Genomic DNA, 24,050 nt, shown 5'->3' on the forward strand with positions numbered 1-24,050 from the left:
TTCCCCTATCTCTTGCGCCAGTCTATCAGGTGTGATACTCGCCGTTGATCTTGACGTACTCGTAGGAGAAGTCGCAGGTCCAGACGGTCGCCTCTTCCTCGCCCTGGCCCATGTCGATGGAGATGGTGATGTCGTGCTGCTCCATGACCTTGGCGAGCGCCTCAGCGTCGTATTCTGCGCCGACACCGTGTGCGTAGACGGGGATATCGCCGAACTTGACGACGACGTCTTCGGGGTTCATCGGCACGCCGGCATAGCCGACGGCGCAGATGACGCGGCCCCAGTTCGGATCAGCGCCGAAGAAGGCCGTCTTGACGAGCGGGCTCTTGGCAACGCTCATGGCGATTGTCTTGGCGTCGGCGAACGTCTTCGTGCCCGTGACGTGGACCGTCAGGAACTTCGTCGCGCCCTCGCCGTCATCGGCGATCTCCTTGGCGAGTTCCTTGCAGAGCTTGTCGAGCGCCTCGACGAACTTGGCGTAGTCCTCGCTTCCCTCCGCGATCGGCGCATTGCCGGCCGCGCCGTTGGCCATGACGATGGCCATGTCGTTCGTGCTCATGTCGCCGTCGATCGAGATCATGTTGAAGGACGTCGCGACGACCTTGGAGAGCGCCTTCTGCAGGAGCTTGCTGTCGATGGCGGCATCCGTCGTGATGAAGCAGAGCATCGTGGCCATGTTCGGCTGGATCATGCCCGAGCCCTTGGCGATGACGCCGAAGTGCACCTTCTTGCCGCCGAGCTCAATCTCGAGCGCCGCCGTCTTCGGATGCGTGTCCGTCGTCATGATGGCCTGGCTCGCCGCGCTGCTGCCGTCCGCCGCCAGCTTGCTGACGGCGTCCTTGACGCCCGCTTCCAGCTTGTCCATCGGCAACGGCACGCCGATGACGCCCGTCGAAGCGACGATGACATCCTTTGGCGTGCAGCCGAGCGCCTCGGCTGCGATCTTCTGGGTGGCCGCGGCGTCTTTTTCGCCCTGCTCGCCCGTGCAGGCATTGGCGCAGCCGGCATTGGCGACGATGGCGTGCGCCGTGCCCGTGGCGACAACGGCCTTCGAGGCAAAGACCGGCGCTGCCGCTACCGCGTTCTGCGTGAAGGTGCCGGCGACAGCGGCTTCCTTCTCCGTGTAGATGACGGCGACATCGAGGTTGCCGCTCTTCTTGATGCCGGCCTTGACGCCGGCGGCCTTGAAGCCCTGCGGGAACGTGACGCCCGCCTCATTGTGGAATGCGTTGATCATATGGGATTCCTCCTAAATGTAAATGGTTTCGATTTCGTATGCGCCTCGCGGTGCTCAGGGGTACATCGGCACGAAGTCAAGGCCCGTCTTCTCGTCGAAGCCGCAGGCGATGTTGAAGTTCTGGACGGCCTGGCCAGCCGCGCCCTTGACGAGGTTGTCGATGGCAGAGAGCACGATTACGCGGTGCGTGCGCTCGTCGATGTGCCAGGCGATGTCGCAGAAGTTCGAGCCGCGGACCTCCTTCGTCGACGGATAGCCGCCGCGGCCGAGCAGCCGGATGAAGAACTCCTTGCTGTAGGCCTTCTCGAAGGCGGCGTCGACGAGCTCCGGCGTCACGCCCTCCTTGAGCGTCGCGTAGCACGTCGCGAGGATGCCGCGCGACATCGGCACGAGGTGCGGCGTGAAGTTGATGACCGTCGCCTCCCCCGAGAGGTCCGTGATGGCCTGCTCGATCTCCGGCGTGTGGCGGTGATGCGCGACATTGTAGGCGCGGAAATTGTCGTAGAGCTCCGGGAAGTGGTTGGCCTGCTTCGGCGAGCGGCCCGCGCCCGAGACGCCTGACTTCGCATCGACGATGATCGTATTGACATCGATGAGATGCGCGCGCGCGAGCGGCGCGAGCGCGAGGATGCTGGCCGTCGTGAAGCAGCCGGCGTTGCCGATGATCTTGGCATCGCGGATCTCGTCGCGGTAGAGCTCCGCGAGGCCGTAGACGCGCTCGGCTTCAGGATCCGTGTGCGGCACGTGGTACCACGCCTCGTAGACACTCGTATCGCGGAAGCGGTAGTCAGCGCCGAGATCGATGATGCGCACCGGCAGGTCCCGGAGCGCGCGGCCGACCTTCATCGCATGGCCGTGCGGCAGGCCGATGAAGACGAAATCGCTGTCCTTGCCGATGGTCTCGATGTCCTTCATGCTCTCGAGCACCATGTCGTAGCAGCCTCGCAGGTGCGGGTAGAGATCCGCGATCTTCTCGCCCGTGCGGCTCTCGGATGTGACATGCACGACTTCTGCCTGCGGATGATTGTAGAGGATGCGCAGGAGCTCCGCTCCCGCGTATCCCGTTGCTCCCAGGACACTGACTTTCATACTAGTTCCTCCTCCGGGGCTCGGCCCCTTGAATTGATGTTTATAATTATACATCTATGCTGTATAATATTGCAAGCCTTTTCTTTACAATTTTACAGATTTTTTTACGATCCCTCTCATCGCATTTGGCGATGCGGTTGCTGACGAAATAAACCGTGCGTGTTATAATGAGGACAAAGGAGTGTTTATTTCATGGCAACAAGACGACGGCGGTCACCGAAACGGCTGATCCGCTTTCTTTTTTTCCTCTTGATCCTGTTCCTCGCCGCCTTCTTCGTATCGGGCGGCCTGGCCGTCTTCTCCGCAAAGACGTGGCAGAGCGCAGGCGGCTTCCTGCCGCGGCCGACGCAGAGCGTGCCCGCCAACGAGATGACGGACGAGGTGCACCATCCGGGCTTTTCCGACCGGCTGAGCCGCGTCATCTTCCTGCGGCGCGCCGTCGAGAGCCGCGTCAATGTGCGCGACCCGCACTACGTCAAGCTGCAGGACACGCCCGACTCCCTGCAGCAGGCCATCGTCGCCGTCGAGGACCGGCGCTTCTACAGCCACCACGGCTTCGACTTCGAGGGCATCGCGCGCGCCACGCTCGTCAACCTGCAGTCCGGCGAGATCGAGGAGGGTGCGAGCACCATCACGCAGCAACTCGTCAAGAATCTCTTCCTCTCGCACGAGCAGTCCTTCGGCCGCAAGGCCGAGGAGTTCGTGCTGGCGCTCGACATGGAGTGGAACTACTCGAAGGACGAGATCCTCGAGATGTACCTCAACACCATCTACTACGGCTCGAACTACTACGGCATCGGCGCCGCCTCCGAGGGCTACTTCGGCAAGCGGCCGCGCGATCTCGCCCTGCCCGAATCGGCCATGCTCGCCGGCCTGCCGAACGCCCCCTCGCTCTACTCCCCCTACGTCGACTTCATGATGGCCAAGAAACGCCAGTTCATCGTGCTCGACGCGATGGTCAGCTGCGGCTACATCGACAAGACGATGGCCGAAGACGCCAAGATCAAGCCGCTCTACCTCGCGCACTGAGCCCATCCCACCGACAACCCGTCGGCCAATCAAAAAAGACAAGGCATTGTGCCTTGTCTTTTTTATGCATCATTTCTTTTTGCTGCTTTCTTTCTGCTGCTCGACAGCGGAGCGCTCGAAATGCTTGTAGAACTGCTCTGCCATGTTCGTGTAAGTGGCAACCGTGTCGCCTTCGCTGCGGTTGGCCTGGATCTGATAGGTGTAGAGGAGCTCGTTCGTGCCGGCCTTGTAGACGTCGAAGAAGAACGTCGTGCGGCTGTCATTGGCGACTGTCAGGATGACGTAGGCATCCGCGTAATTCGCGACATACTGCTTGAAGTCCTTGGCAGCCGTGCGGCGGTCGAGCGCCTTGATGTCGATGTTCTGGTCCGCCTTGATGTTCTGCGCGACCGTGTCATACGAGATGACGTAGCAGCGCGCCACGCGGCTCGACTCATAGACGATCTGCGTGAGCATGTCCTTATTCGGGGATTTCGGGTCGACCTGCATGTAGAGCGGCGAGCCGATGGCCAGACGGTGGATGGCCGTAAGGTCCGCGCCCTCCTGAACCGTGACCTTGTCGGCATTTGCAAAAGCAACCTGCGTGCCGAGCACGACCATGCAGGCGATGAGCAGCATCTGGATGATTTTCTTCATATAATAATCTCTCCTTGCACTATATTTTGCGAATCATCTCGCATTGTTATTCTCATTTTACACTGCCTGGCAAAGATACGCAAGGAAAAAAGCACAGACCCGCCATCAGGGCGAAGTTCGCAGCGGGCGGAGAGGGCTGCCCAACGCTGCGCGTGGCCGACTGCTAAACGCATGTTTTGCCCTGAAATGCATCCTTGCCGGGAAGCGAAACGCGCTTCGCTTGAACGACACTTCCCGGCAAGGGATCTGGTTGGCAAAACCTGCGTTCTTGACGCAGGCGGCCAAAGCTCCGCTTATGGGCAGCCCTCTCCGCCTCGCCAGGCTAACCCTTCTCCTGCGGCCCGGCTAACCCCTCTCCTGCCCCTCAGTCGGGATAGACGCGCTTCTCGATGGCCTTGGCCGTCGGCGTGACGGCGAGGCCCGCTTCGCTCGTCTCGCGCAGCGACTTCGGCAGGAGATGGCCGACCTCGTTCATCGCGGCAATGACCTCATCGACAGGGATGACCGACCGGATGCCCGCCATCGTCATATCAGCCGCCGTCATGGCCACCACCGTCGCAAAGCCGTTGCGCTTGACACACGGCACCTCGACGAGGCCGGCGACGGGATCGCAGACGAGCCCCATGAGATTCTTGATGGCGAGCGCCGTGCCATTGCCGATCATCGCCGGCGTGCCGCCCGCGAGCTCGACGAGCGCTGCCGCCGCCATGCCGGCCGCCGTGCCGCACTCCGCCTGGCAGCCGCCCGCTGCGCCCGCGATCGAGGCATTCTGGTCGACGACCATGCCGATCCCCGCCGCCGTCAGTAGCGCCAGCACCACATCCGCATCCGCAAGATGGCGCTGCTTCTTGGCCGCGTAGAGCGCCGCCGGCACGATGCCGCACGAGCCGGCCGTCGGACACGCGACAATGCGCCCCATGACAGCGTTGACCTCACTGATGCCCACCGCACAGGCCGCCGCCTCGATGGCCGCCTCCCCCATGTACCCGCTCGTGCGGTACGCGTAGAGCTTCTTCGCGTCGCCGCCCGTCATGCCCGAGAGCGACCGCTCCGTATTCTGGATGCCGCGCACGATCGACTCCTGCATGACCTGCCAGTTCTTCAGCATCGCCTGCAGGACCTCGCCGCGCGAGCGCTCCCTGTCGTGCATCTCGCGCGCGAGCACGATCTCGTGGACCGGCACATGCTGCGCTTCGGCAAGCGCCACGAGCTCCGCGACCGTATTGAAATTCACCTGTATCATCTCGTACTCCTTTCGCTAGATGGCCGGAATGGCAAAGGCCGTCTCGACCTCGTAGACCGCGCAGCACTCCGCGACGACATCGCCGGAGAGTGGCTCGTCGAGCTCGAGGATCATCATGGCCATCTCGCCGCGGCTCTGGCGCGAGACGCGCATGAAAGCGATGTTGTACTCGTAGCGCGCGAGGATCTGCGTGACCTTCGTGATGATGCCGGGCTTGTCGTGGTGGATCGTGATGAGCGCCGGGTAGATGCCCGTGAGCTCGACCTCGTAGCCGTCGATGTTCGTGATGCGGATGTTGCCGCCGCCCACAGACGCGCCGCGCACGCGCACCGTGCGCCCCGAAGCCCCCGTCAGGTGGATGACCGCCGTGTTAGGATGCGCCTGCTCCAGATTGACCTTCTGGAACGAGAAGACGAGCCCCTGCTCCTCGGCGATGGCCAGCGCCTCGCGGATGCGCTCGTCATCGGGCGCAAAGCCCAGGATGCCCGCGATCAGCGCCTTGTCCGTGCCGTGGCCGCGGTACGTCTGCGCGAACGACCCGTGCAGGTTGATGTCCGCGCGTACGGCCGGCTCGCCGAGGACCTTGCGGGCCATGAGGCCGAGCCGCACCGCACCCGCCGTGTGCGAGCTCGACGGGCCGATCATGACCGGCCCGACTATGTCAAATACACCGTGCATATGCTCTCTCTTTCTCTGCTTCATGCAGATACATACAGAAATATAGAAATACAGAAAGCCTTCAAGACCTCGACTGCATCGTTTCGGGTTCTTGAAGGCTTTTCTTCTAAAATCAGCGGCTATCCGCAGCTCACTTGATCAGGCCGTGGTTGCGCAGGGCCGTCTCAAGCTGCTTCTCGTGCTCCGGCTCCATCTCGGAGAGCGGCATGCGCAGCGGACCGGCTGCATAGCCGAGCTTGCGCATCGCGACCTTGACAGGGATCGGGTTGACCTCGCAGAAGAGCGCGTCGATGAGGTCAGCATAGGCAATCTGCATCTTGCCGGCTTCCTCGGCCTTGCCGTCGAAGTAGAGCTGGCACATGTCGTGCGTCTCCTTCGGCGCGACATTCGAGAGGACGGAGATGACGCCCTTGCCGCCGAGCGAGAGGATCGGGACGATCTGGTCGTCGTTGCCCGAGTAGACATCGAGGCTGTCGCCGCAGGCAGCGCGCAGGCGCAGGATCTTCGAGAGGTCGCCGTTGGCCTCCTTGACTGCGACGATGTTCGGGATCTTGGCGAGCTCGACGTACGTCGGGATCTGGATGCCGACACCCGTGCGCGACGGCACATCGTAGAGGACGATTGGGATGTTGATGCTCTCCGCGATGGCCTTGTAGTGCGCGATCAGGCCCTTCTGCGTGCACTTGTTGTAGTACGGCGTGACGACGAGGACGGCATCCGCGCCGACGCTTTCCGCGTACTTCGAGAGTTCGATGGCGTAAGACGTCTCGTTCGAGCCCGTGCCGGCGATGACCGGGATGCGGCCCTTGACCGTGTCGACGGCGCACTTGATGGCCGCTCTGTGCTCCTCGTCCGTCATCGTGGCCGACTCACCGCTCGTGCCCGTGATGACGATGGCATCCGTACCGCCCTTGATCTGGTCCTCGATGATGCGGCTGAGTTCTTCGAAGTTGACACCATCCTCCGTGAACGGCGTGATGATGGCGACACCTGCACCTTTGAAAATTGTCTTCTTCATCCAGAAAGCCTCCCATACTCCTGTCCTGCTATGCCGCCCGCGGCAGCAGGACATCGACTCATATTATGATATCTCCTTCATTATCCCATGTCCACAGAGGAAAGTCAACGCCTTCTCCAGAGGACAAATGTCGCATCTCAGAGCGCCGGCTTGATGGAGCCGAAGGCGTCCTTCGCTGCGGCGATCTTCTCGTCGTTGCCGAAGACGCAGAGGACGTTCTCCTTCATGCAGTCCGCGATGAGCGGTGCGAGCGCGCGGATGTCCTCCTGGCGCGTCGCGAGGATCTCCGCGCGGCGCTGCTGGCGGTCCGCCTCCGTGATGCCGCGCAGGTAGCACGTCGCGGCCGCATCGCCCTTCATCATCGGCGTCAGCGGCGTGTCGACGCCGCTCATCGTGCCGATGATGAACTTGTCCATCTCGCGCTCCGATGCCGTAAAGTGCGCCGCATAGTCGGCCGTGCCGTCAAAGACGGCGAGCGTCTCGCGGAGGTTCGGGTCGCGGTAGGAGCCGAAGTACATGAAGCCGTTGCGGTTGAAGCCCGTGAAGGCGCCGTAGGCACCGCCCTGCACGCGGATCTTCGTCCAGAAGTAGTCGTAGCGCAAAAGCGTCTCTAAAACGGCCATGCTGCCCGTGTAGCGGTAGCCGAGGCGCAGGAAGTTCGCGCCCTTACCGACGTACTGCACGCGGCTCGAGGACGTCAGGCCCTCGTTCTCCGGCTCGACCTTCCAGTCAAACGAAGCCGCCGGGAACACTTCCTGCGAGAAGCTCTGCTGCAGGGCTCCAAACGCCTCTTCAAATGCAGGATACTCCTCTTCCCTGAGCGTGACGCTGACGATGAGGCCGTTGCGGTTGAAGAGCTTCGGCAGCAGCGTCTTGAACACCTGCTGCATCTTGGCGAGACTTCCCGCAAAGTCCGCCTCAAACGCCTTGAGGAACGGGTAGAACGGCAGGCCGCCCTCGTCGGCGTAGCGGCCCGCGCGCGAAAGGTAGGCAGCGAGGCGCGAGACGATGATCTGGTTGGCGGCGCGCTGCAGATTGAGCTCGATGGAGGTCTCCTCCTGCTCGATGAGCTCGCGGATGCGCTTCTCGTCCGTAAAGCGGCTCTCGGTCAGGATCTCCTGCAGGAGCGCCATAAGCTCCGGCAATCTCTTGACGAGCGCCTTCGCGCGGACGCGCAGCTTCGGCAGCAACGAGTCTGGCTCGCCGTTTCGCGTGTAGACGACGACATCCGACGCGATGCCGCCCGTGTGCAGGTTGCGCAGGTTCGCGAGCTCCGCGTACGTGTGCTTCTCCGTATCGACCATGCCGAGGAGCTCACTCAAGAGGTAGAGGTACGGCAGCTCCTCCTCCGTCACGGCGCTCGCGTCGAAGTAGAGATTCAGATAGGCGATGCCGTTCGTGTGGACATCGCTGAAGAGCACCTTCGTGCCGCCAAGATCGCGGACCTCGAGCGGCAGCGGGTACGACTCCTTGCGGATGTCCGAGAGCTTCAGCACCGGGATCGTGCGCAGGGCCTCCTCCGTCTCCGGGCTCTGCTGGCGCAGCTTGAGCGCCTGCGTCGCCGCGATGGTCGCCTCGATCTCCGCGTCGCTCATCGCCGCCTTCTTCTCGGCGAGCTTCTCCTGCTGCTCCTTCTCGCGGCGCGCGGCCATCTGCGTGTCCGGCACCATCGCGAGCAGGCTGCGGTGCGGGTTCGCGAGGAAGTACGTCTCGACGAGCGACTCGAAGTAGCGCCCCGAGAGCCCGTCCTTCATCTCTTGCAGCAGGTCCTCATAGCGCAGGTACGTCTCGGGAGCGCCGCCGTAGAGCCAGCTCTTCATGATGCGGATGCCGTAGATGAGCCCCTTCGGCGCCGAGCCGAAGTCGGCTTCGCGCAGGCGGAACTCCATGAGGTTGATGGACGCCTCGAGCAGCTCGCGGTCGATGCCGTTTTCGGCGAGCTGCTGGAGCTTCGTCATCGTCAGGTGGTAGAACTTGTCGAGGCGCTCCGGCTCCGCGTTGTTGACGATGATGCTGAAGAACGGCTGCAGCATATCCGTCTCGAAGATGGAGTCGACGTCGCGGCCGAGCTTCGCGTCGATGAGCGCCTTGCGCAGCGGTGCGGCCGGCGTGCGCAGGAGCGCGTGCTCGAGGATCTCGAGGCCCATCATCGCCTTGTGGTCGAGCGACTGGCCCGTCGTCCAGCTCAGCGCGAGGAACGTCTTCTCATCGGTCCCCTCCTCTTCGCTGACGGGATACGGCACCGTCTCACGCTTGAGGTGCGAGAACGCCGGCTGCAGGTCGATCTTCGACGGCACGGGGATGCGGTCGAAATACGAGAGGTATTCCTCGTCGAGGTAGCGCAGTTTCTCCTCGATGTCCATTGCGCCGTAGAGGTAGATGTAGCTGTTCGACGGGTGGTAGTACTTCGCGTGGAAGGCGATGAACTTCTCCTGCGTGAGGTCCGGGATGGCCTCCGGGTCGCCGCCCGACTCGTGGCCGTACGTCGTCTCCGGGTAGAGCGCGTGCATGATGCGGCTCTCGAGCAGGTCATCCGGCGAGGACAGCGCGCCCTTCATCTCATTGTAGACGACGCCGCTGTACGCGAGCGGGTCTTCCTTCTTCTCGATCTCATAGTGCCAGCCCTCCTGCATGAGCACCTGCGGGTTCTCGCGCATGTTCGGGTAGAAGACGGCGTCGAGGTAGACGTCCATGAGGTTCTGGAAATCCTTGTCGTTGCGGCTGGCCACCGGGTACATCGTCTTGTCGGGGTACGTCATCGCGTTGAGGAAGGTATTGAGGGAGCCCTTGACGAGCTCGACAAACGGCTCCTTGAGCGGGTACTTGCGCGAGCCGCAGAGCGTCGAGTGCTCGACGATGTGCGCGACGCCCGTGTCGTCGACAGGCGGCGTGCGGAATGAGATGGAAAAGACCTTATTGTCGTCATCGTTGGCGAGGAAGAACAGGCGCGCGCCGCTCTTCTCGTGCTCGAACGTGTAGGCCGTCGAGTCCACTTCGGGGATGTACTCTTTATGTTTCAGGAAAAAGCCGTGGATTCTGTCGTTTACTTCCATAAAAATAAATGCTTCCTTTCGTTCTGTCGTATTTATTCTCTGTCACTGTATCGTCTCGAGCAGCTTTCGCTGCAGGAGATGGAGGTTGTTGTTGGAGGTCATGATGATGGATGCCGACTTCGGCGCGGCATTCTTGGCCTTCTCGGTGCAGGCGTGCGAGACGGCATTCGTGTTGATGATGACGTAGTCGGCCTGCGCGAGCGCGGAGCGATCGAAGTTCTTCTCGCTGCCGAGGAAGTGCATCGTCGGGAAGACTTCTGCGGCCTTCTTCTGCCACTTCTCCGTGCCGCCGACGACGTAGATGCGGAAAGAATCAAAGAATTCCTGTTCCTCCCGCGTCCGGGCCGGTTCGGCTGGGGAATCTTCTACTGAGACGCCTGCCGCATCGGCAGGCGGTTCATCCTGTGCGGGAAGCTCATACAATGCAAGCCGGCGGCGCAGCTGCCGGTTCTCCTCGCGCAGGGCGTCGAGCTCGTCCCGCTGCTTGATGCGCGCGACGATCGCGTCCTCGATCTCCCGGCGGCAGTCGGCGAGCTTTGCCGCCTGCTCCTCTAGCTTCGCCTGCAAAGCGGTAACCTCCTGTTCGAGTGCCGCCTTCTCGGTGAAGACATTGCGCGTCTTCTTCTCTCTGCTGTTTGCCATACCAACACACTCCGCTCCAAACCATACGTATACATTATTATAGCACAGATCCGTTTTCTTTCTCAATGTCGGACAGCCGCGGGCCACCATTTCCTTTTGGGCATCTTTCCTGTATAATAGAAAGAAACGAAAGAAAAGGAGGGATTCTCATGCCGATTGAGATCCTGCAGGGACTTGCCATCCCGTTCCTTGGCACGACGCTCGGCGCGGCCTGTGTCTTTTTGCTGCGCGGGGAACTCGACCACCGCATCCAGAAGGCGTTCACGGGCTTTGCGGCGGGCATCATGGTCGCGGCTTCGGTCTGGAGTCTCCTGATCCCCTCGATGGAAGAGAGCAGCGCGCTCGGCGCCTACGCCTCGCTGCCGGCCGTCGCGGGCTTCTGGGCGGGCACGCTCTTCTTGCTGCTGCTCGACCACATCATCCCGCACCTCCACCTGAACAGCGAGGAGGCCGAGGGCCCGAAGAGCGCGCTCTCGAAGAACCTCAAGCTCGTGCTCGCGGTGACGCTGCACAACATCCCGGAAGGCATGGCGGTCGGCGTTGTGCTCGCGGGCTGGCTCACGGGCGGCGCGGACCTGTCGCTCGGCGCGGCGCTCGCACTGTCGCTCGGCATCGCGATCCAGAACTTTCCGGAGGGGGCGATCATCTCGCTGCCGCTCGCGGCGAACGGCGAGGGGCGCGCGAAGGCGTTCGTGCTCGGCACGCTGTCGGGCGTCGTGGAGCCGATCGGCGGGGCGCTGACGATCGTCGCGGCGAGCGTCGTCGTGCCGGTGCTGCCGTACCTGCTGGCGTTCGCGGCGGGCGCGATGCTCTACGTCGTCGTGGAGGAGCTCATCCCGGAGATGAGTGCGGGCCATCACTCGAATATCGGGGTGGTCGCGTTTTCGGTCGGGTTCACGCTGATGATGGCGCTCGATACGATCCTCGGGTGAGTGAGCGTGGGAAGAGTTTGGGTTTACATCGTGGCGTGGCCGGGGCGCAGCTGTTTCGGCTTCGTCGCTCCGTTGAATGAGCCCCATGCGGCAGAGTATGTGTCTAGGGGGTTCGCCGCCTGCCGCGGCGTTCTTACATCGCTGTGTCTAGGCGCGGCGGATTGGGGCTCAGCCCTGCGGGCGGTCACTGCGCTCCTGCAGGCGAAACAGCTGCGCCCCGGCCCGGTGTTGCTCGCGTTTTGGGACTTAGCCAGGCCCTGCTGCGGGCGGTCGCTTCGCTGCGCCCTGCCCGTTTTGTCGTATGGACTTGGTCCGGTTTAAAGTGCAGGCGAGATGTGCGCGGTGTCGCTTCGCTGCGCCCCTCTAGTTTGCACGATTTTTCTTCTATGACGAAAAAAGACTGTCACTTTGTTGTGGCAGTCTTTTTGTATTGTTTATTTCCTTGCTCGATTCGATTTTTAGGGATCATGCGTCGCCGATGATGCGGACTTCGGGGTGGAGCATGACGCCGTGTTTCTGGTAGACGCGCTGCTGGACTTCGTGGATGAGGCCGCGGACGTCGGCGGCGGTGGCGTTGCCGGTGGCGTTGACGACGAAGCCGGCGTGTTTGGTGGAGACCTGGGCGCCGCCGACCTGGAGGCCTTTGAGGCCGGTCTCCTGGATCAGGGTGCCGGCGAAGTAGCCTTTGGGGCGCTTGAAGGTGCTGCCGGCGCTCGGCATCTCGAGGGGCTGTTTGCTCTCGCGGCGCTGGGTGAAGTCGTCCATCTTGGCGCGGATGGCTTTGCTGTCGCCGGGCTCGAGGCAGAGCTCGACTTCGACGATGGCCTCGCCGTTGTCCTGGAAGCGGCTGTGGCGGTAGCCGAGGTCGAGTTCGTCGCGGCTGTAGGTGTGGATCCTCCCCTCGCGGTCGACGGTGCGCACGGTGTCGGCGACGTTCTTCATCTCGCCGTCGTAGGCGCCGGCGTTCATGAAGATGGCGCCGCCGATGCTGCCGGGGATGCCGCAGGCGAATTCGAGGCCGGTCAAGCTGCTTTGCGCGGCGGCTTCGGAGACGTCTTTGAGGAGGGCGCCGGCGCCGGCGATGATGCGCGTGCCCTCATGGCGGATCTTGGCCATCGGGCGCGCGAATTTCACGACGACGCCGCGGATGCCCTTGTCCTGCACGAGGACGTTGGAGCCGTTGCCGAGGATGGTCAGCGGCAGCTTGTACTCGTTGACGAGGGCGAGGACCTTCTCGGTCTCCTCCATGGAGGCGGGGAAGATCAGGCAGTCGGCGGGTCCGCCGATCTTGAAGGTCGTGTGGAGTTTCATCGGCTCATCGAGGCGGAAGCGGTTCGGCTCGATGAAGGCCTGGCATTTCTGGACAAAGCTTTTGTCAATCATCAGTCATCATTCCCATCTGTACTATGGTCTTCACTATGGTCTTCTCGTCGTCTTGACGCGCGGCGCGTCAGCGGTGGTCCATGCGGAGGCCGGGGCCGGCTTCTGCGAGGTTCTGGAAGTCCATCTGCCGCATGGCCTCGTAAGCCACGACGGCGACGGAGTTGGAGAGGTTCAGCGAGCGTGCCTCGGCGATCATCGGGATGCGCACGCAGTGATCCCAGTTCGCCTTGAGGATGGGCTCGGGGATGCCGGCCGATTCCTTGCCGAAGACGAGCATGTCGTCCATCGTGTACGAGACTTCCGTATAGGAGCGCGGTGCCTTCGTCGACAAAAAGTAGAAGTTGTGGCCGGCGTAGCGCTCCTGGACTTCCTCGAAGCTGTCGTGGTAGTGGACCTTGACGAGCGGCCAGTAGTCGAGGCCGGCGCGCTTCAGGTGCTTGTCATCCGTCGAGAAGCCGAGCGGCCGCACGAGATGGAGCTCGATGCCCGTGCCGGCGCAGAGCCGCGCGATGTTTCCCGTGTTGCCCGGGATCTCTGGTTCAATCAATACGATATGCAATGGTTCTAACACCTCGGAATTGGAAGAAAACCCGCAGGAAGCGGAGTCTCATTGATTTCTTATAACTCATTCATTATAGCGAATCCCGAACAAAAATACAAGGTATCTCCCCCACGACAAAAAGAGAAGCAGCCTCGGCTGCTTCTCCTGTAGAGTCGCTTATGGGATTACTTGAGCACAGCGCCCGTGCTGGCGGACGTCGTGAGCTTGGCATAGCGGGAGAGATAGCCCGTCTTGATCTTCGGCTCGGGCTTCTTCCAGTTTGCCTTGCGCTTGGCGAGCTCTTCGTCGCTGACGGCGAGGGTGAGGCTGCGGTTCGGGATGTCGATCGTGATCTCGTCGCCGTCCTCGATGAGGGCGATCGGGCCGCCTTCCATGGCCTCCGGCGAGATGTGGCCGACGCAGGCGCCCTGGCTGGCACCGCTGAAGCGGCCGTCGGTGATCAGGCCGACCTTGAGGCCGCGGCCCGTGATGACAGCCGTCGGGTTGAGCATCTCCTGCATGCCCGGGCCGCCCTTCGGGCCTTCATAGCGGATGACGACGACGTCGCCGTCGTGGATGTCGCCGGCCATGATGGCGTCGCAGGCCTCCGTCTCGGAGTTGTAGCACTTCGCCTTGCCCGTGTACGTCAGCATGTCCGGTGCGACGGCCGATGCCTTGACGACGGCGTAGTCCGGTGCGAGGTTGCCCTTGAGGATGGCGATGCCGCCCTCCTTGCGGTACGGGTCGTCGACGCTGTGGATGACCGTGCGGTCGAGGACTTCGGCGTTCTTGATGCGGTCGCCGACCGTGCCCGTGATCGTCAGCGCGTCGAGGTGGATGAGGTTCTTCTTGGCGAGCTCATGCATGACAGCCGGGATGCCACCGGCCTCGTTGAGGTCCGTCATGTGGTGCTTGCCGGCCGGGCTGAGCTTCGTGATGTACGGCGTGCGGCGCGAGATCTCGTCGAAGAGCGGTGCCGGCAGCTCGATGCCGGCCTCGTGCGCGATGGCCGTCAGGTGAAGGACCGTGTTCGAGGAGCCGCCGATGCCCATGTCGACCGTGATGGCGTTCTCGAAGGCCTCGCGCGTCATGATGTCGCGCGGCTTGATGTCCTTCTTGATGAGGTCCAGGACGGCTTCACCGGCGCGCTTGGCGAGCAGGCGGCGTGCGCCCGTGTAGGCAGCCGGGATCGTGCCGTTGCCCGGCAGGCCCATGCCGAGGACTTCCGTCAGGGAGTTCATCGTGTTGGCCGTGAAGAGGCCGGCGCAGGAGCCGCAGCCCGGGCAGCACTTCGACTCGAGGTCTGCCATCTCAGCGGCGTCCATCTGGCCGGCGGCGAACTTGCCGGCTGCCTCGAAGGCCTGGCTGACGCTGACATCGTGGCCGTGGAAGCGGCCCGGCAGCATCGGGCCGCCCGAGACGACGACGGCCGGGATGTTGAGGCGGGCTGCTGCCATCAGCATGCCCGGGACGACCTTGTCGCAGTTCGGGATCAGGACGAGGCCGTCGAAGCCCGAGGCCATCGCGACGGCCTCGATGGAGTCCGCGATGAGCTCGCGGCTCGCGAGCGAGTACTTCATGCCCGTGTGGCCCATGGCGATGCCGTCGCAGACGCCGATGGCCGGGAACTCGATTGGCGTGCCGCCGGCTGCCGCGACGCCGAGCTTGGCCGCCTGTGCGATCTCGCGCAGGTGGATGTGGCCCGGGATGATCTCGTTGAAGGAATTGCAGATGCCGATCAGCGGCTTCTGGAGGTCCTCCGGACCATAGCCCATGGCATGGAATAAGGAACGGTGCGCACAGCGCGTGGCGCCTTTTTTGACAATATCACTTCTCATAAAGCAACTCTCCTATCTATTCTGTATCGCCTGCCTGCAATCTGTCTACACACAGCAGACAATCCGATGCAAAGATTCATGTGATACCTAGTTTACAACATTACGAATCAAAATTCAATGCCTTTTTGCGCTTTTATCCCCGCGGCGAACGGATGGCGCAGGCTGCACATCTCCGTGATGAGGTCGGCCCGCTCCATCAGCAGCGGGCAGGCCGCGCGCCCCGTGCAGACGAGGTGCACTTCTGGCGGGCGTCGTTCGAGCAGCGCGCCGAGCTCCTCCTCCGTGATCAGGCCGAATCTGACGGCGTAATTGACCTCGTCGAGGATGACCATGTCCCAGCGGCCGCTCTGCAGCTCGTCCGCGGCCATCTTCAGGGCCGCCTCCGCCGCCCGCCGGTGCTCCTCCTTCGGCTTCTCGCCCTTTCTCGTGAAGCCGAGGCCGAGCGGCCGGAGCTCAATGCGGCCCTCGGCACGCGCGAGGACCTCGATGGCATGGCGCTCGCCCGTCTGCCAGCCGCCCTTGATGAACTGCAGGATGAGCACGCGCAGGCCGTCGCCCCAGGCGCGCACAGCGAGCCCCATGGCCGCCGTCGTCTTGCCCTTGCCATCCCCCGTGTGCACGATCAGCAGGCCGTGGCGCTCCATGCGCTCTTCCCGTCTCGCTTTCTCCATCTCCATGATTTTTTCTCCTATTCTCCTGCCAATTTCCAGCAAAAAAGCCCGCCGGACGCGATAATCCGGCAGGCTCAGACTCATTTAAACTTCGTGCGCAGCTCGACAAAGAAGGTCGTGCCCTGACCGAGCTCGCTCTGGATCCAGATGCGGCCCTTGTGCAGGTGGACGATCTCCTGCGCGATGGCGAGGCCGAGGCCGTTGCCGCCCATCTCGCGCGAGCGCGCCTTGTCGACGCGGTAAAAGCGGTCAAAGACCTTCGCCTGGTCCTCCTTCGCGATGCCGATGCCCGTGTCGCTGACGGCAAAGCGCACCCTGCCCTTCTCCGTGCTCTCGTAGCGCACGGAGACGCGGCCGCCGTCCGGCGTGTACTTGACGGCGTTGTCGACGAGGATCAGCACGAGCTGGCGAATCTTCTGCTCGTCGGCCTGGATCTCGACCTTCGGCAGGTTCTCCGCCTGCAGGTCGATCTTCTTCTGCTCGGCGAGCGGCTGCATGAGGCGCGCCGTCTGCTCGATGAGCGCCGAGAGATTGAACTTCTGCGGCTTGAGCTTCAGCGCCTTGTTGTCGCTGCGCGCGACGACGAGCAGGTCGCTGACGAGCTTCGTCATCTTCTTGACCTCGTCGCGCACATCGTCGATGACCTGCCGCAGGAAAGGCGACTTAATCGACGGGTCGTTCTGCAGGAGCTCCGCCGAGGCCATGACGACGGAGAGCGGCGTCCGGAGCTCATGCGAGGCGTCCGCCGCGAACTGGCGCTGCTTCTCGTAGGCCTGCCGCAACGGGATCATCGCCTTGCCCGAGAGGATGTGGCCGACGATCGTCGCGATGACCAGCGCGATGGCGCCGAGGAAGGCCAGCGCGTACGTCGCCTTCTCCATGCCGTTGTACATCGCCGTGACATCCTTGCCGACGTAGACCGTCTGCGTCGCATGGCCCTCATCGTCGCGGACCTGCTGGGCCGTCAGCATGATGCGGGCCTTGCGCGTGTTCTCCGAGCCGGGCTTCGAGAAGACCGTCACGCCGCCCGGCTCCACCTTCTCCTGCGCGATCGTGTCGAGGATGAAGGGCTCGATGCGGAACGAGGCGCGCGCGAAGTTCAAGAGGCGCCCCTCGTTGTCGAAGACATAGAAGAACAGGCGGTCATTCGTGCTCTTGTAGGCGATCGTATCGTCGAGCACGATCTCCGGGTGCTGGTTGAAGTACTCCTGCGCCTCCGCCACATTGCTCGCCGTGTCCATGAGCTCGCGCGCCTGCTCCGACGTGATCGACCACTCCATCGTCTTGTGCATCGCGAAGATCAGCACGACGAGGAAGATGATCATGACGATCGAGTAGAGCAGCGTGAGCTTGCGGCGGCTGCTGCCAAAGATGTTCTGCGCCATCAGCTCTTGGCCTCCAGCTTGTAGCCGACACCGCGGACCGTCTTGATGACCGTGCCGCCGTCGCCGAGGTCAAGCTTCTTGCGCAGGATCTTCATGTAGGAGTCGATGTTGTTCGAGCTGACGTCCGACTCGAGGCCCCAGATGCGGTCGAGGATGATGTCGCGCGGCACGACGATGCCGATGTTCTGCGCGAGCAAGTCGAAGATCTGGAACTCGCGCGGCGAGAGCTGGATGACCTTGTCCTTCTTCTTGAGGACCTTCGCCGTGCGGTTCAGCGTGAACTCGCCGACCTCGACGATATCCTGCTGGATCTTCTGCGTGCTGCGGCGGCCGAGCGCGCGCAGGCGCGCCATGAGCTCCGCGAACTCGAACGGCTTGACGAGGTAGTCGTCCGCGCCCGCGTCGAGCCCCGTCACGCGGTCCTCGACCGAGTCGCGCGCCGTCAGCATCAGGATGGCCTTCTCATAGCCGTCCTTGCGCAGGCGGCTGCACGCCTCCACGCCCGTCTCCCCCGGCATCATCCAGTCGAGGATCAGGATGTCGTAGTCCGTGTACATCGCATACTCGTAGATATCACTGCCGTTCGTCACCCATTCGACCTGTATGTCATTCTGCTCCAGCATGTACTGGATGAGCTTGCCCAGGCGCTTGTCGTCCTCTGCCAGCAAAACCCGCATCGTCACCACTCCTCAAAAATCAAATGCTTTCTATATATATACACGCCTTCCGTGAAAAAAGACTGAAGCCCGCCAGGATGCGGCAGGCTCCAGCCTCTTACGTCTCTGCCTGCACCGGCTCGCTCCACGGGCGGGCCAGGCCGTCCGGGAAGCGCTCCTCAAAGTCCGCGACCGGGACGGGCCGCGAGTAGTAGAACCCCTGAAAGATGTCGCAGCCGATCTGCGTGAGATCGCGGACCTGCTGGCTCGTCTCGACCCCCTCGACGACCGTCGGCATGCCGAGCTCGCGCGCGAGCGCCACGATCGAGCGCAGGATGATGCGGCTGCGCTCCTGATGCTCCGTCTTGCGCAAGAACTCCATGTCGATCTTCAGGATGTCCGCCTGGATGTCCTTGAGGAAGCTCAGGCTCGAGTAGCCGCTGCCGAAATCATCGATGGCGATCGTGAAGCCGTACTCCTTGAGCCGCTGGATGAGAGCGATGGCCTCCTTCGGCTTGTCCATGAAGACCGTCTCCGTGATCTCGAGCTCGAGATGCTCTGGGTCGATCTTGTACTCCTCGACGAGATGCGTGAAGACCTCGTAGAGGTCGAGGTAGTAGATGTCCTTGACCGAGATGTTGACCGAGATCCTGTAGCTGCCGAAGACCGGGTCATCCTTCCACGACTTCAGCAGGCGGCAGGCCATCTCCCAGATGTGGTAGTCGAGCTGCCAGATCTTGCCGTGCTCCTCGAGGATTGGGATGAATACCGCGGGCGGGATCACGCGGCCGTCCTCGCAGACCCAGCGCGAGAGCGCCTCTGCGCCGATCACGTGCCGGTCCCCCGCCCCTACCTGCGCCTGCAGGTAGAGCTGGATCTCCCCGCGGCCCAGCGCATCCGAGAAGCGGCTCAGCACCGCGCGGTCGCGTATCTTGTCGGACATCATGTGATCCGAGTACCAGACAAAGCCGTTGCTCTCCTGCGTCTTCAAGACGCTCGCCGCCAAAAACGCGCGGTCGCAGAGCACCGAGATCGGCATGCGCCGGTCCGTGACGCGGCAGATGCCGATTGCGATCTGCAGGTCGAAGTGGATCGAGGTAAGCTCGTGCATGACCGTCTCGACCGTCTTGAGGTATTTCTCCGGCACGAAGTCCTCCGCCGGGATCATCATGGCGAAGCGGTCCGCGCGGAGGCGCCCGTAGGCCGTCCGCCGGTTCTGGCCGTAGCGCCGGCGCAGCATGCCGCCGACGCGCACCAGGAGCTCATTGCCCTTCGTCATGCCGTAGAGCCCGTTCAATAGCTTGAAGTCCCCGAAGTTCAGGCAGACCATGAGGTATTCCACATGCGGGTTGTCGTCCATGACGTGGCGCGCCTGCCGGTAGAAGCCGTACTTGTTGTAGATGCCCGTCAGGGCGTCGTGCATCGTGCCGAAGTGCTCCAAATCGAGGTTCTTCTGGTCCTGCGTGCAGTCGCTGATGAGGAAGTACATGCCGACATCCTTGCCCGTGCCGTCGTTGAGCGGGTAGCGGCAGATCTGCAGCGACCGCGGGCTCTCCTTCTCCCCGTACTGCTGCAGCCAGACCGTAGCCTCCGGGCTCGCGAGCGCATCCTCCTGGAACCAGTCCTTGAGGATGACCTCGAGCTTTGCCAGGCTGTCCGGGACATCGAAGAGGCGGAACGCCTCGCTGTTCGCATAGATGCAGTGCCCGCTCATATCAAACCAGACGACACCCGTCGGCAGGTTCTGCATGGCCATGCGCAGCGTCTCCTCAAACACCTTCCGGTCAAATCCCTTCTGCAGCATCGCGTGATGCCCGTCCTTCTTCATGCCCCGGCCCCTCTCTATGCGAATCAGCTCCATGACACAGGAAAACGTCGTGCCGTCCGCGAGCAAGATCTCGATGGGGCGCGACGTGATGAAGTAGAGATCGCCGTCCTTGATCTCCGTCTTGTGCAGCTCCATGCCCGTCTTGAGCGCGCGCAGGCTCGTGCAATTGCGGCAGCGGTTCGTGCTACGCCAGACCGAGTAGCAACTCGGGCCGTATTCATAAGAGCAGTCCGCCCCGATCGCAAAGGAATGGCACTCCTCCGGATCGACGAGCCGCACGACGTCGTATTCCTCCGACAACCGCGCGATCTCCCCCTTCACTTCCTTCTCACTGAATTGCAGCGTCATGCGCAATCTCCCCCTCTGACCATGTCTGATACAAGCGCCTCATAGCCTTCCCGTACAGGACACCATCTATTTCTCGTCTTCTCATCGCAGACTTATAACAAATCAAAATCAATATAGATTCTTTCGTCCAAGCACCTGTATTTTCCTGCCACTTCATGTAAATTTCTGGTAATTTCTCCGCCACTTCCTGCTTTTTCGCCTTCCCCCACAAAAAAACAGCCCGGAAGCGAGTTCCAGGCTGCCGTATGACAGGAAGCCGTCAGTTGCGGCCGAATTTGTCCTTGAGGATGACATCGTGCGAGCCGCCCTCGACAATGCTCGTGGCCGAGACGAGCGTGATCTTCGCCTTCTCGCGCAGCTCCGGCAGCGTCAGTGCGCCGCAGTTGCACATCGTCGAGCGGATCTTGGCCAGCGTGATGTTGACGTTGTCCTTGAGCGGGCCGGCGTACGGGACGTAGGAGTCAACGCCTTCCTCGAAGGAGAGCTTGCGCGCGCCGCCGAGATCGTAGCGCTGCCAGTTGCGGGCGCGGTTCGAGCCTTCGCCCCAATACTCCTTGTAGTACGTGCCGTTGACCTTGACCTTGTCCGTCGGGCTCTCGTCGAAGCGCGAGAAGTAGCGGCCGAGCATCAGGAAGTCGGCGCCCATCGCGAGGGCCAGCGTCATGTGGTAATCGTGGACGATACCGCCGTCGGAGCAGACCGGGATGTAGACGCCCGTCTCCTCGTAGTAGCGGTCGCGCTCGGCGCAGACATCGATGAGCGCCGTGGCCTGGCCGCGGCCGATGCCCTTCGTCTCGCGCGTGATGCAGATGGAGCCGCCGCCGATGCCGACCTTGATGAAGTCCGCACCCGCCTCAGCGAGGAAGCGGAAGCCCTCAGCATCGACGACATTGCCCGCGCCGACCTTGACATCGCTGCCGAAGTGCTCGTGGATGTACTTGAGCGTGATGCGCTGCCACTCCGAGAAGCCTTCCGAGGAGTCGATGCAGAGCACATCCGCACCAGCCTTCAGGAGTGCCGGGACGCGCTCCGCGTAGTCGCGCGTGTTGATGCCGGCGCCGACGATGTAGCGCTTGTTCTCGTCGATGAGCTCGAGCTCGTGCTCCTTGTTGTCCGTGTAGTCCTTGCGGAAGACCATGTAGCGCAGGCGCTGGTTCTTGTCGACGAGCGGCAGCATGTTGAGCTTGTTCTCCCAGATGAGGTCGTTCGCCTTCGTCAAAGACGTCGTGTCCGCATCCGCGTAGACGAGCTTCTCGAACGGCGTCATGAACGTCTCCGCCTTCGTGTCGAGGCTCATGCGCGAGATGCGGTAGTCGCGGCTCGTCACGATGCCGAGGAGCTTGCCCGTCGGCGTGCCGTCTTCCGTGACAGCCATCGTCGAATGGCCCGTCTTCTGCAGGAGATCCAGGATCTCGCCGAGCGTCGTCGTCGGCTTGATGTTGGAGTCACTGCTGACAAAACCGGATTTGTAGTTCTTGACGTGGGATACCATGGCAGCTTCTGCTTCAATGCTCTGCGAGCCGTAGATGAACGAGACACCGCCCTCTTTCGCGAGTGCGATTGCCATCTTGTCGTTCGAGACCGCCTGCATGATGGCAGACGTCATCGGGATGTTCATCGAGATCTTCGGTTCTTCACCTTTCTTGAACTTCACCAGCGGCGTCTTGAGAGAGACGTTATTCGGGATACACTTATCCGACGAATAACCTGGGACGAGAAGATACTCTCCAAACGTGTGTGATGGTTCCTTGAAATAGAATGCCAACGTAACCCCTTCTTTCTTGAATCTCCTGAGGACCTTCCTCAAATATATTGTTACTAGTCTACAATAAAGGAAAAGGCTTGTCAATCCCTTTTTGAAACGCGGTTTACACTGTTACAAGAGCATGGCGCTCCCATAGCTTCATTATAGCACCGCCCGCGCCCCGGCGCAAAGAAAAAAGCCAAGGGAATCCGAGGGGATTTCCTTGACTTTTCTCTGCATCAATACTGCCAGCGGGCCATGGCCGTCGCAAAGACGTCCTTGTCGTTGCGCGCCGTGTAGTCGGCATGCTCGATCTTCGCGAGGCCAAGCGAGCCGTCGAGGAAGAAGTGGTCCTGCAGCTTGAGGCGGCCTGTCAGAGCTGCCTCATAGACGTTCGGGTGGTTCATCGCACCACGGTCCATCTGCGTGCGCATGAAGTACGCGCCGATCTGGTTCTCGCCCGGCAGGTAGTGGTTGACGCCGAGGTAGTACTTCTTGGCGTTGTTGCCCATCGAGTCGCCGATGATGTCGTCGCTGTACGTCCAGCCATTCTGGTACTTCTGGTGGACGTACCAGGCTGGGTTTGTCGAGGCGTACTCGAGCGTCATGTCCCACGAGCCATCGCGCGTCAGCTGCGGCAGGTACGTGCCGAAGCGGTAGCCGCGCTCCGTCGGCTGCAGGCCGCCCGCGTCCTCGCCGTAGACCTCGCCGTAGAACTGGACGCCCGGCAGGCGCACGCGGAAGTCGCCGCCCGCAATATCATTCCAGCGATCCTGGCCCGCCTCGTCATTGCGCCCCGTCACCCAGTGGCGCCAGTCCGACTTCGAGAGGCCGTTGCGCTCACCGCCGAGCATCGAGACGCGCATCAGGCCGAACGTGAAGGCATCCGACGGCGTGAAGTCGGCGCGCACGCCCAAGAGACCCGCATGGTCGAAGTCCTTGTGATCTACAGCGCGGTCGCGACGGTCGCCCTCAAGCTGGCCGTAGAAGACATGGTAGTTCTGCTTGCCGAGGAAGCGGAAGAAGCCGCGCACCGGCATGTCGTCCTCGAGATGCGCCTGGACCATCGTCATCGGCTTCATCGTGTTGTCGAGCACGAGCTTGCCCGTCTTGCCCTGGCCGTAGCTCAACGCCTGACGGCCCGCGAGGTACTCGACAATGCCCGTCTTCGTCTTGACATAGCCCTCTTCGAGTTTGAGCTCCGCATCGTCATCGTCGTTCCAGCTCAGACGCGGCGTCAGCGAGACAGCCGTCTTGTGACCGATGTTGCCCGAGACCTCCGCCTTGGCGACGGCATTGAAGCCGTCCGCATAGTCGTAGCCATTCGTGCCCTGGCCAAACGGCTGCCAATGCGCATGTGGCTGAGCGCTACTGCCGTTGCGACGCTGTCTGTACGACGACTGGTCGCTGTTGTAGCTCGCGAGCCGCAGCGACGCCTCGCGCAGCGCGACGTCCTCCTGGTCGCTCCTGCCCTCGAGCACCTCGATCTCCGCGCCAAAGGCCTGACGCATCGAGGCGAGCTCGTCTGCGAGATAGGCAGGCATCGGCTTGTCCTTGGCGTTTTTCTCCGCCTGCAGCACCCACTTCGCCATCTGCATGCGGCTGTACGGGCGCGCGCCGTCCGGCAGCGCATCGATGTAGCCCATGCCGCTGAGCTTGTCGACATAGTCGTAATAGACGCTCCCCGTCGGCACATCCGCCGTCACAGCTTCCGCCCCGGCCAGTCCCGGCACCATGACCGATGCCGCAGCCGCCATCATACCGGCCAGCAAAGTCTTCTTCATCAGGATTCCCCCACTCACAACTATCATAGAAATTTTAAAATACATGAGAATTCTATCATGATTGCCCCGCCAAAAGCAAGTGCACCTGCTTCTGGGCAGAGGTTTCAGCGCATTTTGTTCTTGCGCCAGCTGCGGTAGCCGTAGACCGTGCCGAACGCGATGAAGACCACCGCCACGAGCGCGAGCAGCTGTTCCCAAAATACTGCCATCCCCTGTTTCCTCCTTCAATACCGTATCACCCCATTATACCACATCGCGCCCCCCGCCGTACCAAAGTACACTATTTGGAAAACGGACCAATCTGCGGAATTTTAT

At 62.1% G+C, this 24,050-nt stretch carries 19 protein-coding genes; 2 read left to right on the top strand and 17 right to left on the bottom strand.

The features are described 5' to 3' along the window. Nucleotides 1-25: 25 nt before the first annotated feature. Together argJ and argC are read right to left on the bottom strand one after the other, a co-directional pair. A complete protein-coding gene (argJ, locus tag B2X55_RS08030; protein ID WP_286821646.1) occupies nt 26-1,237 on the bottom strand; it encodes a bifunctional glutamate N-acetyltransferase/amino-acid acetyltransferase ArgJ in 1,212 nt (403 codons plus the stop codon). 54 nt (nt 1,238-1,291) lie between these two features. After that, nucleotides 1,292-2,326 carry an N-acetyl-gamma-glutamyl-phosphate reductase gene (gene argC / locus B2X55_RS08035; RefSeq protein WP_286821647.1) on the bottom strand — a complete coding sequence of 345 codons (1,035 nt, stop codon included), beginning with the start codon at nt 2,324-2,326 and terminating at the stop codon, nt 1,292-1,294. Between the two features lie 192 nt (nt 2,327-2,518). On the opposite strand from argC, the gene B2X55_RS08040 reads away from it, so the two are divergent. After that, the gene (locus B2X55_RS08040; RefSeq protein ID WP_036376452.1) at nt 2,519-3,355 is read left to right on the top strand and encodes a transglycosylase domain-containing protein; all 837 of its coding nucleotides are present in this window, start codon (nt 2,519-2,521) and stop codon (nt 3,353-3,355) included. 69 nt (nt 3,356-3,424) lie between these two features. Here B2X55_RS08040 and B2X55_RS08045 read toward each other — a convergent pair whose 3' ends face one another. The 6 genes from B2X55_RS08045 to B2X55_RS08070 form a co-directional block, all read right to left on the bottom strand. Then, a complete protein-coding gene (locus B2X55_RS08045; RefSeq protein ID WP_286821648.1) occupies nt 3,425-3,991 on the bottom strand; it encodes a coenzyme F(420) biosynthesis enzyme in 567 nt (188 codons plus the stop codon). Between the two features lie 364 nt (nt 3,992-4,355). Beyond that, entirely contained in the window at nt 4,356-5,234 is an 879-nt protein-coding gene (sdaAA, locus tag B2X55_RS08050; protein ID WP_081828429.1) for an L-serine ammonia-lyase, iron-sulfur-dependent, subunit alpha, read from the bottom strand. 15 nt (nt 5,235-5,249) lie between these two features. After that, a complete protein-coding gene (sdaAB, locus tag B2X55_RS08055) occupies nt 5,250-5,912 on the bottom strand; it encodes an L-serine ammonia-lyase, iron-sulfur-dependent subunit beta (RefSeq protein ID WP_036376447.1) in 663 nt (220 codons plus the stop codon). Nucleotides 5,913-6,042: 130 nt separating this feature from the next. Continuing rightward, nucleotides 6,043-6,930, bottom strand: a complete 888-nt coding sequence (dapA, locus tag B2X55_RS08060) for a 4-hydroxy-tetrahydrodipicolinate synthase (protein WP_055160680.1) — start codon at nt 6,928-6,930, stop codon at nt 6,043-6,045. Nucleotides 6,931-7,067: 137 nt separating this feature from the next. Then, a complete protein-coding gene (locus B2X55_RS08065) occupies nt 7,068-9,983 on the bottom strand; it encodes an insulinase family protein (protein ID WP_286821650.1) in 2,916 nt (971 codons plus the stop codon). 42 nt (nt 9,984-10,025) lie between these two features. Then, a complete protein-coding gene (locus B2X55_RS08070) occupies nt 10,026-10,625 on the bottom strand; it encodes a hypothetical protein (RefSeq protein ID WP_286821651.1) in 600 nt (199 codons plus the stop codon). A gap of 149 nt (nt 10,626-10,774) precedes the next feature. Between B2X55_RS08070 and B2X55_RS08075 the strand changes: the two genes are divergently transcribed. Continuing rightward, nucleotides 10,775-11,557, top strand: a complete 783-nt coding sequence (locus B2X55_RS08075; protein WP_226867108.1) for a ZIP family metal transporter — start codon at nt 10,775-10,777, stop codon at nt 11,555-11,557. A gap of 465 nt (nt 11,558-12,022) precedes the next feature. Here the strand turns inward: B2X55_RS08075 and murB are convergent, their stop codons facing one another. The 9 genes from murB to B2X55_RS08120 all read right to left on the bottom strand — a co-directional run bounded on the left by murB (nt 12,023) and on the right by B2X55_RS08120 (nt 23,735). Continuing rightward, a complete protein-coding gene (murB, locus tag B2X55_RS08080; protein WP_286821654.1) occupies nt 12,023-12,940 on the bottom strand; it encodes a UDP-N-acetylmuramate dehydrogenase in 918 nt (305 codons plus the stop codon). A 67-nt stretch (nt 12,941-13,007) separates the two neighbouring features. After that, nucleotides 13,008-13,499: a tRNA (uridine(34)/cytosine(34)/5-carboxymethylaminomethyluridine(34)-2'-O)-methyltransferase TrmL gene (gene trmL / locus B2X55_RS08085; RefSeq protein WP_036376428.1), complete on the bottom strand. Its 492-nt coding sequence runs from the start codon at nt 13,497-13,499 to the stop codon at nt 13,008-13,010. A gap of 167 nt (nt 13,500-13,666) precedes the next feature. Then, the gene (gene ilvD, locus B2X55_RS08090) at nt 13,667-15,319 is read right to left on the bottom strand and encodes a dihydroxy-acid dehydratase (protein WP_286821655.1); all 1,653 of its coding nucleotides are present in this window, start codon (nt 15,317-15,319) and stop codon (nt 13,667-13,669) included. A 107-nt stretch (nt 15,320-15,426) separates the two neighbouring features. Next, the gene (gene cobO, locus B2X55_RS08095) at nt 15,427-15,996 is read right to left on the bottom strand and encodes a cob(I)yrinic acid a,c-diamide adenosyltransferase (protein WP_286821656.1); all 570 of its coding nucleotides are present in this window, start codon (nt 15,994-15,996) and stop codon (nt 15,427-15,429) included. A gap of 74 nt (nt 15,997-16,070) precedes the next feature. Further along, nucleotides 16,071-17,375 (bottom strand): sensor histidine kinase, encoded by a 1,305-nt coding sequence (locus B2X55_RS08100; protein WP_286821657.1) that lies wholly within the window; start codon nt 17,373-17,375, stop codon nt 16,071-16,073. Continuing rightward, nucleotides 17,375-18,052: a response regulator transcription factor gene (locus tag B2X55_RS08105; RefSeq protein WP_036376419.1), complete on the bottom strand. Its 678-nt coding sequence runs from the start codon at nt 18,050-18,052 to the stop codon at nt 17,375-17,377. Before B2X55_RS08105 ends, B2X55_RS08100 begins: the two co-directional genes overlap by 1 nt. Nucleotides 18,053-18,149: 97 nt before the next feature. Further along, the gene (locus B2X55_RS08110) at nt 18,150-20,207 is read right to left on the bottom strand and encodes an EAL domain-containing protein (RefSeq protein ID WP_286821659.1); all 2,058 of its coding nucleotides are present in this window, start codon (nt 20,205-20,207) and stop codon (nt 18,150-18,152) included. A gap of 259 nt (nt 20,208-20,466) precedes the next feature. After that, on the bottom strand, nt 20,467-21,972 hold the full coding sequence (locus B2X55_RS08115; protein ID WP_036378587.1) for an IMP dehydrogenase: 1,506 nt from the start codon (nt 21,970-21,972) through the stop codon (nt 20,467-20,469). 218 nt (nt 21,973-22,190) lie between these two features. Then, complete coding sequence (locus tag B2X55_RS08120) at nt 22,191-23,735, bottom strand: capsule assembly Wzi family protein (protein WP_286821660.1); 1,545 nt, start codon at nt 23,733-23,735, stop codon at nt 22,191-22,193. Nucleotides 23,736-24,050 lie beyond the last annotated feature (315 nt).

Origin of the sequence: Mitsuokella sp. UBA4253, assembly GCF_002395285.1 — a bacterium.
In the GTDB taxonomy this organism is placed as follows: Bacteria; Bacillota; Negativicutes; order Selenomonadales; family Selenomonadaceae; genus Mitsuokella; species Mitsuokella jalaludinii.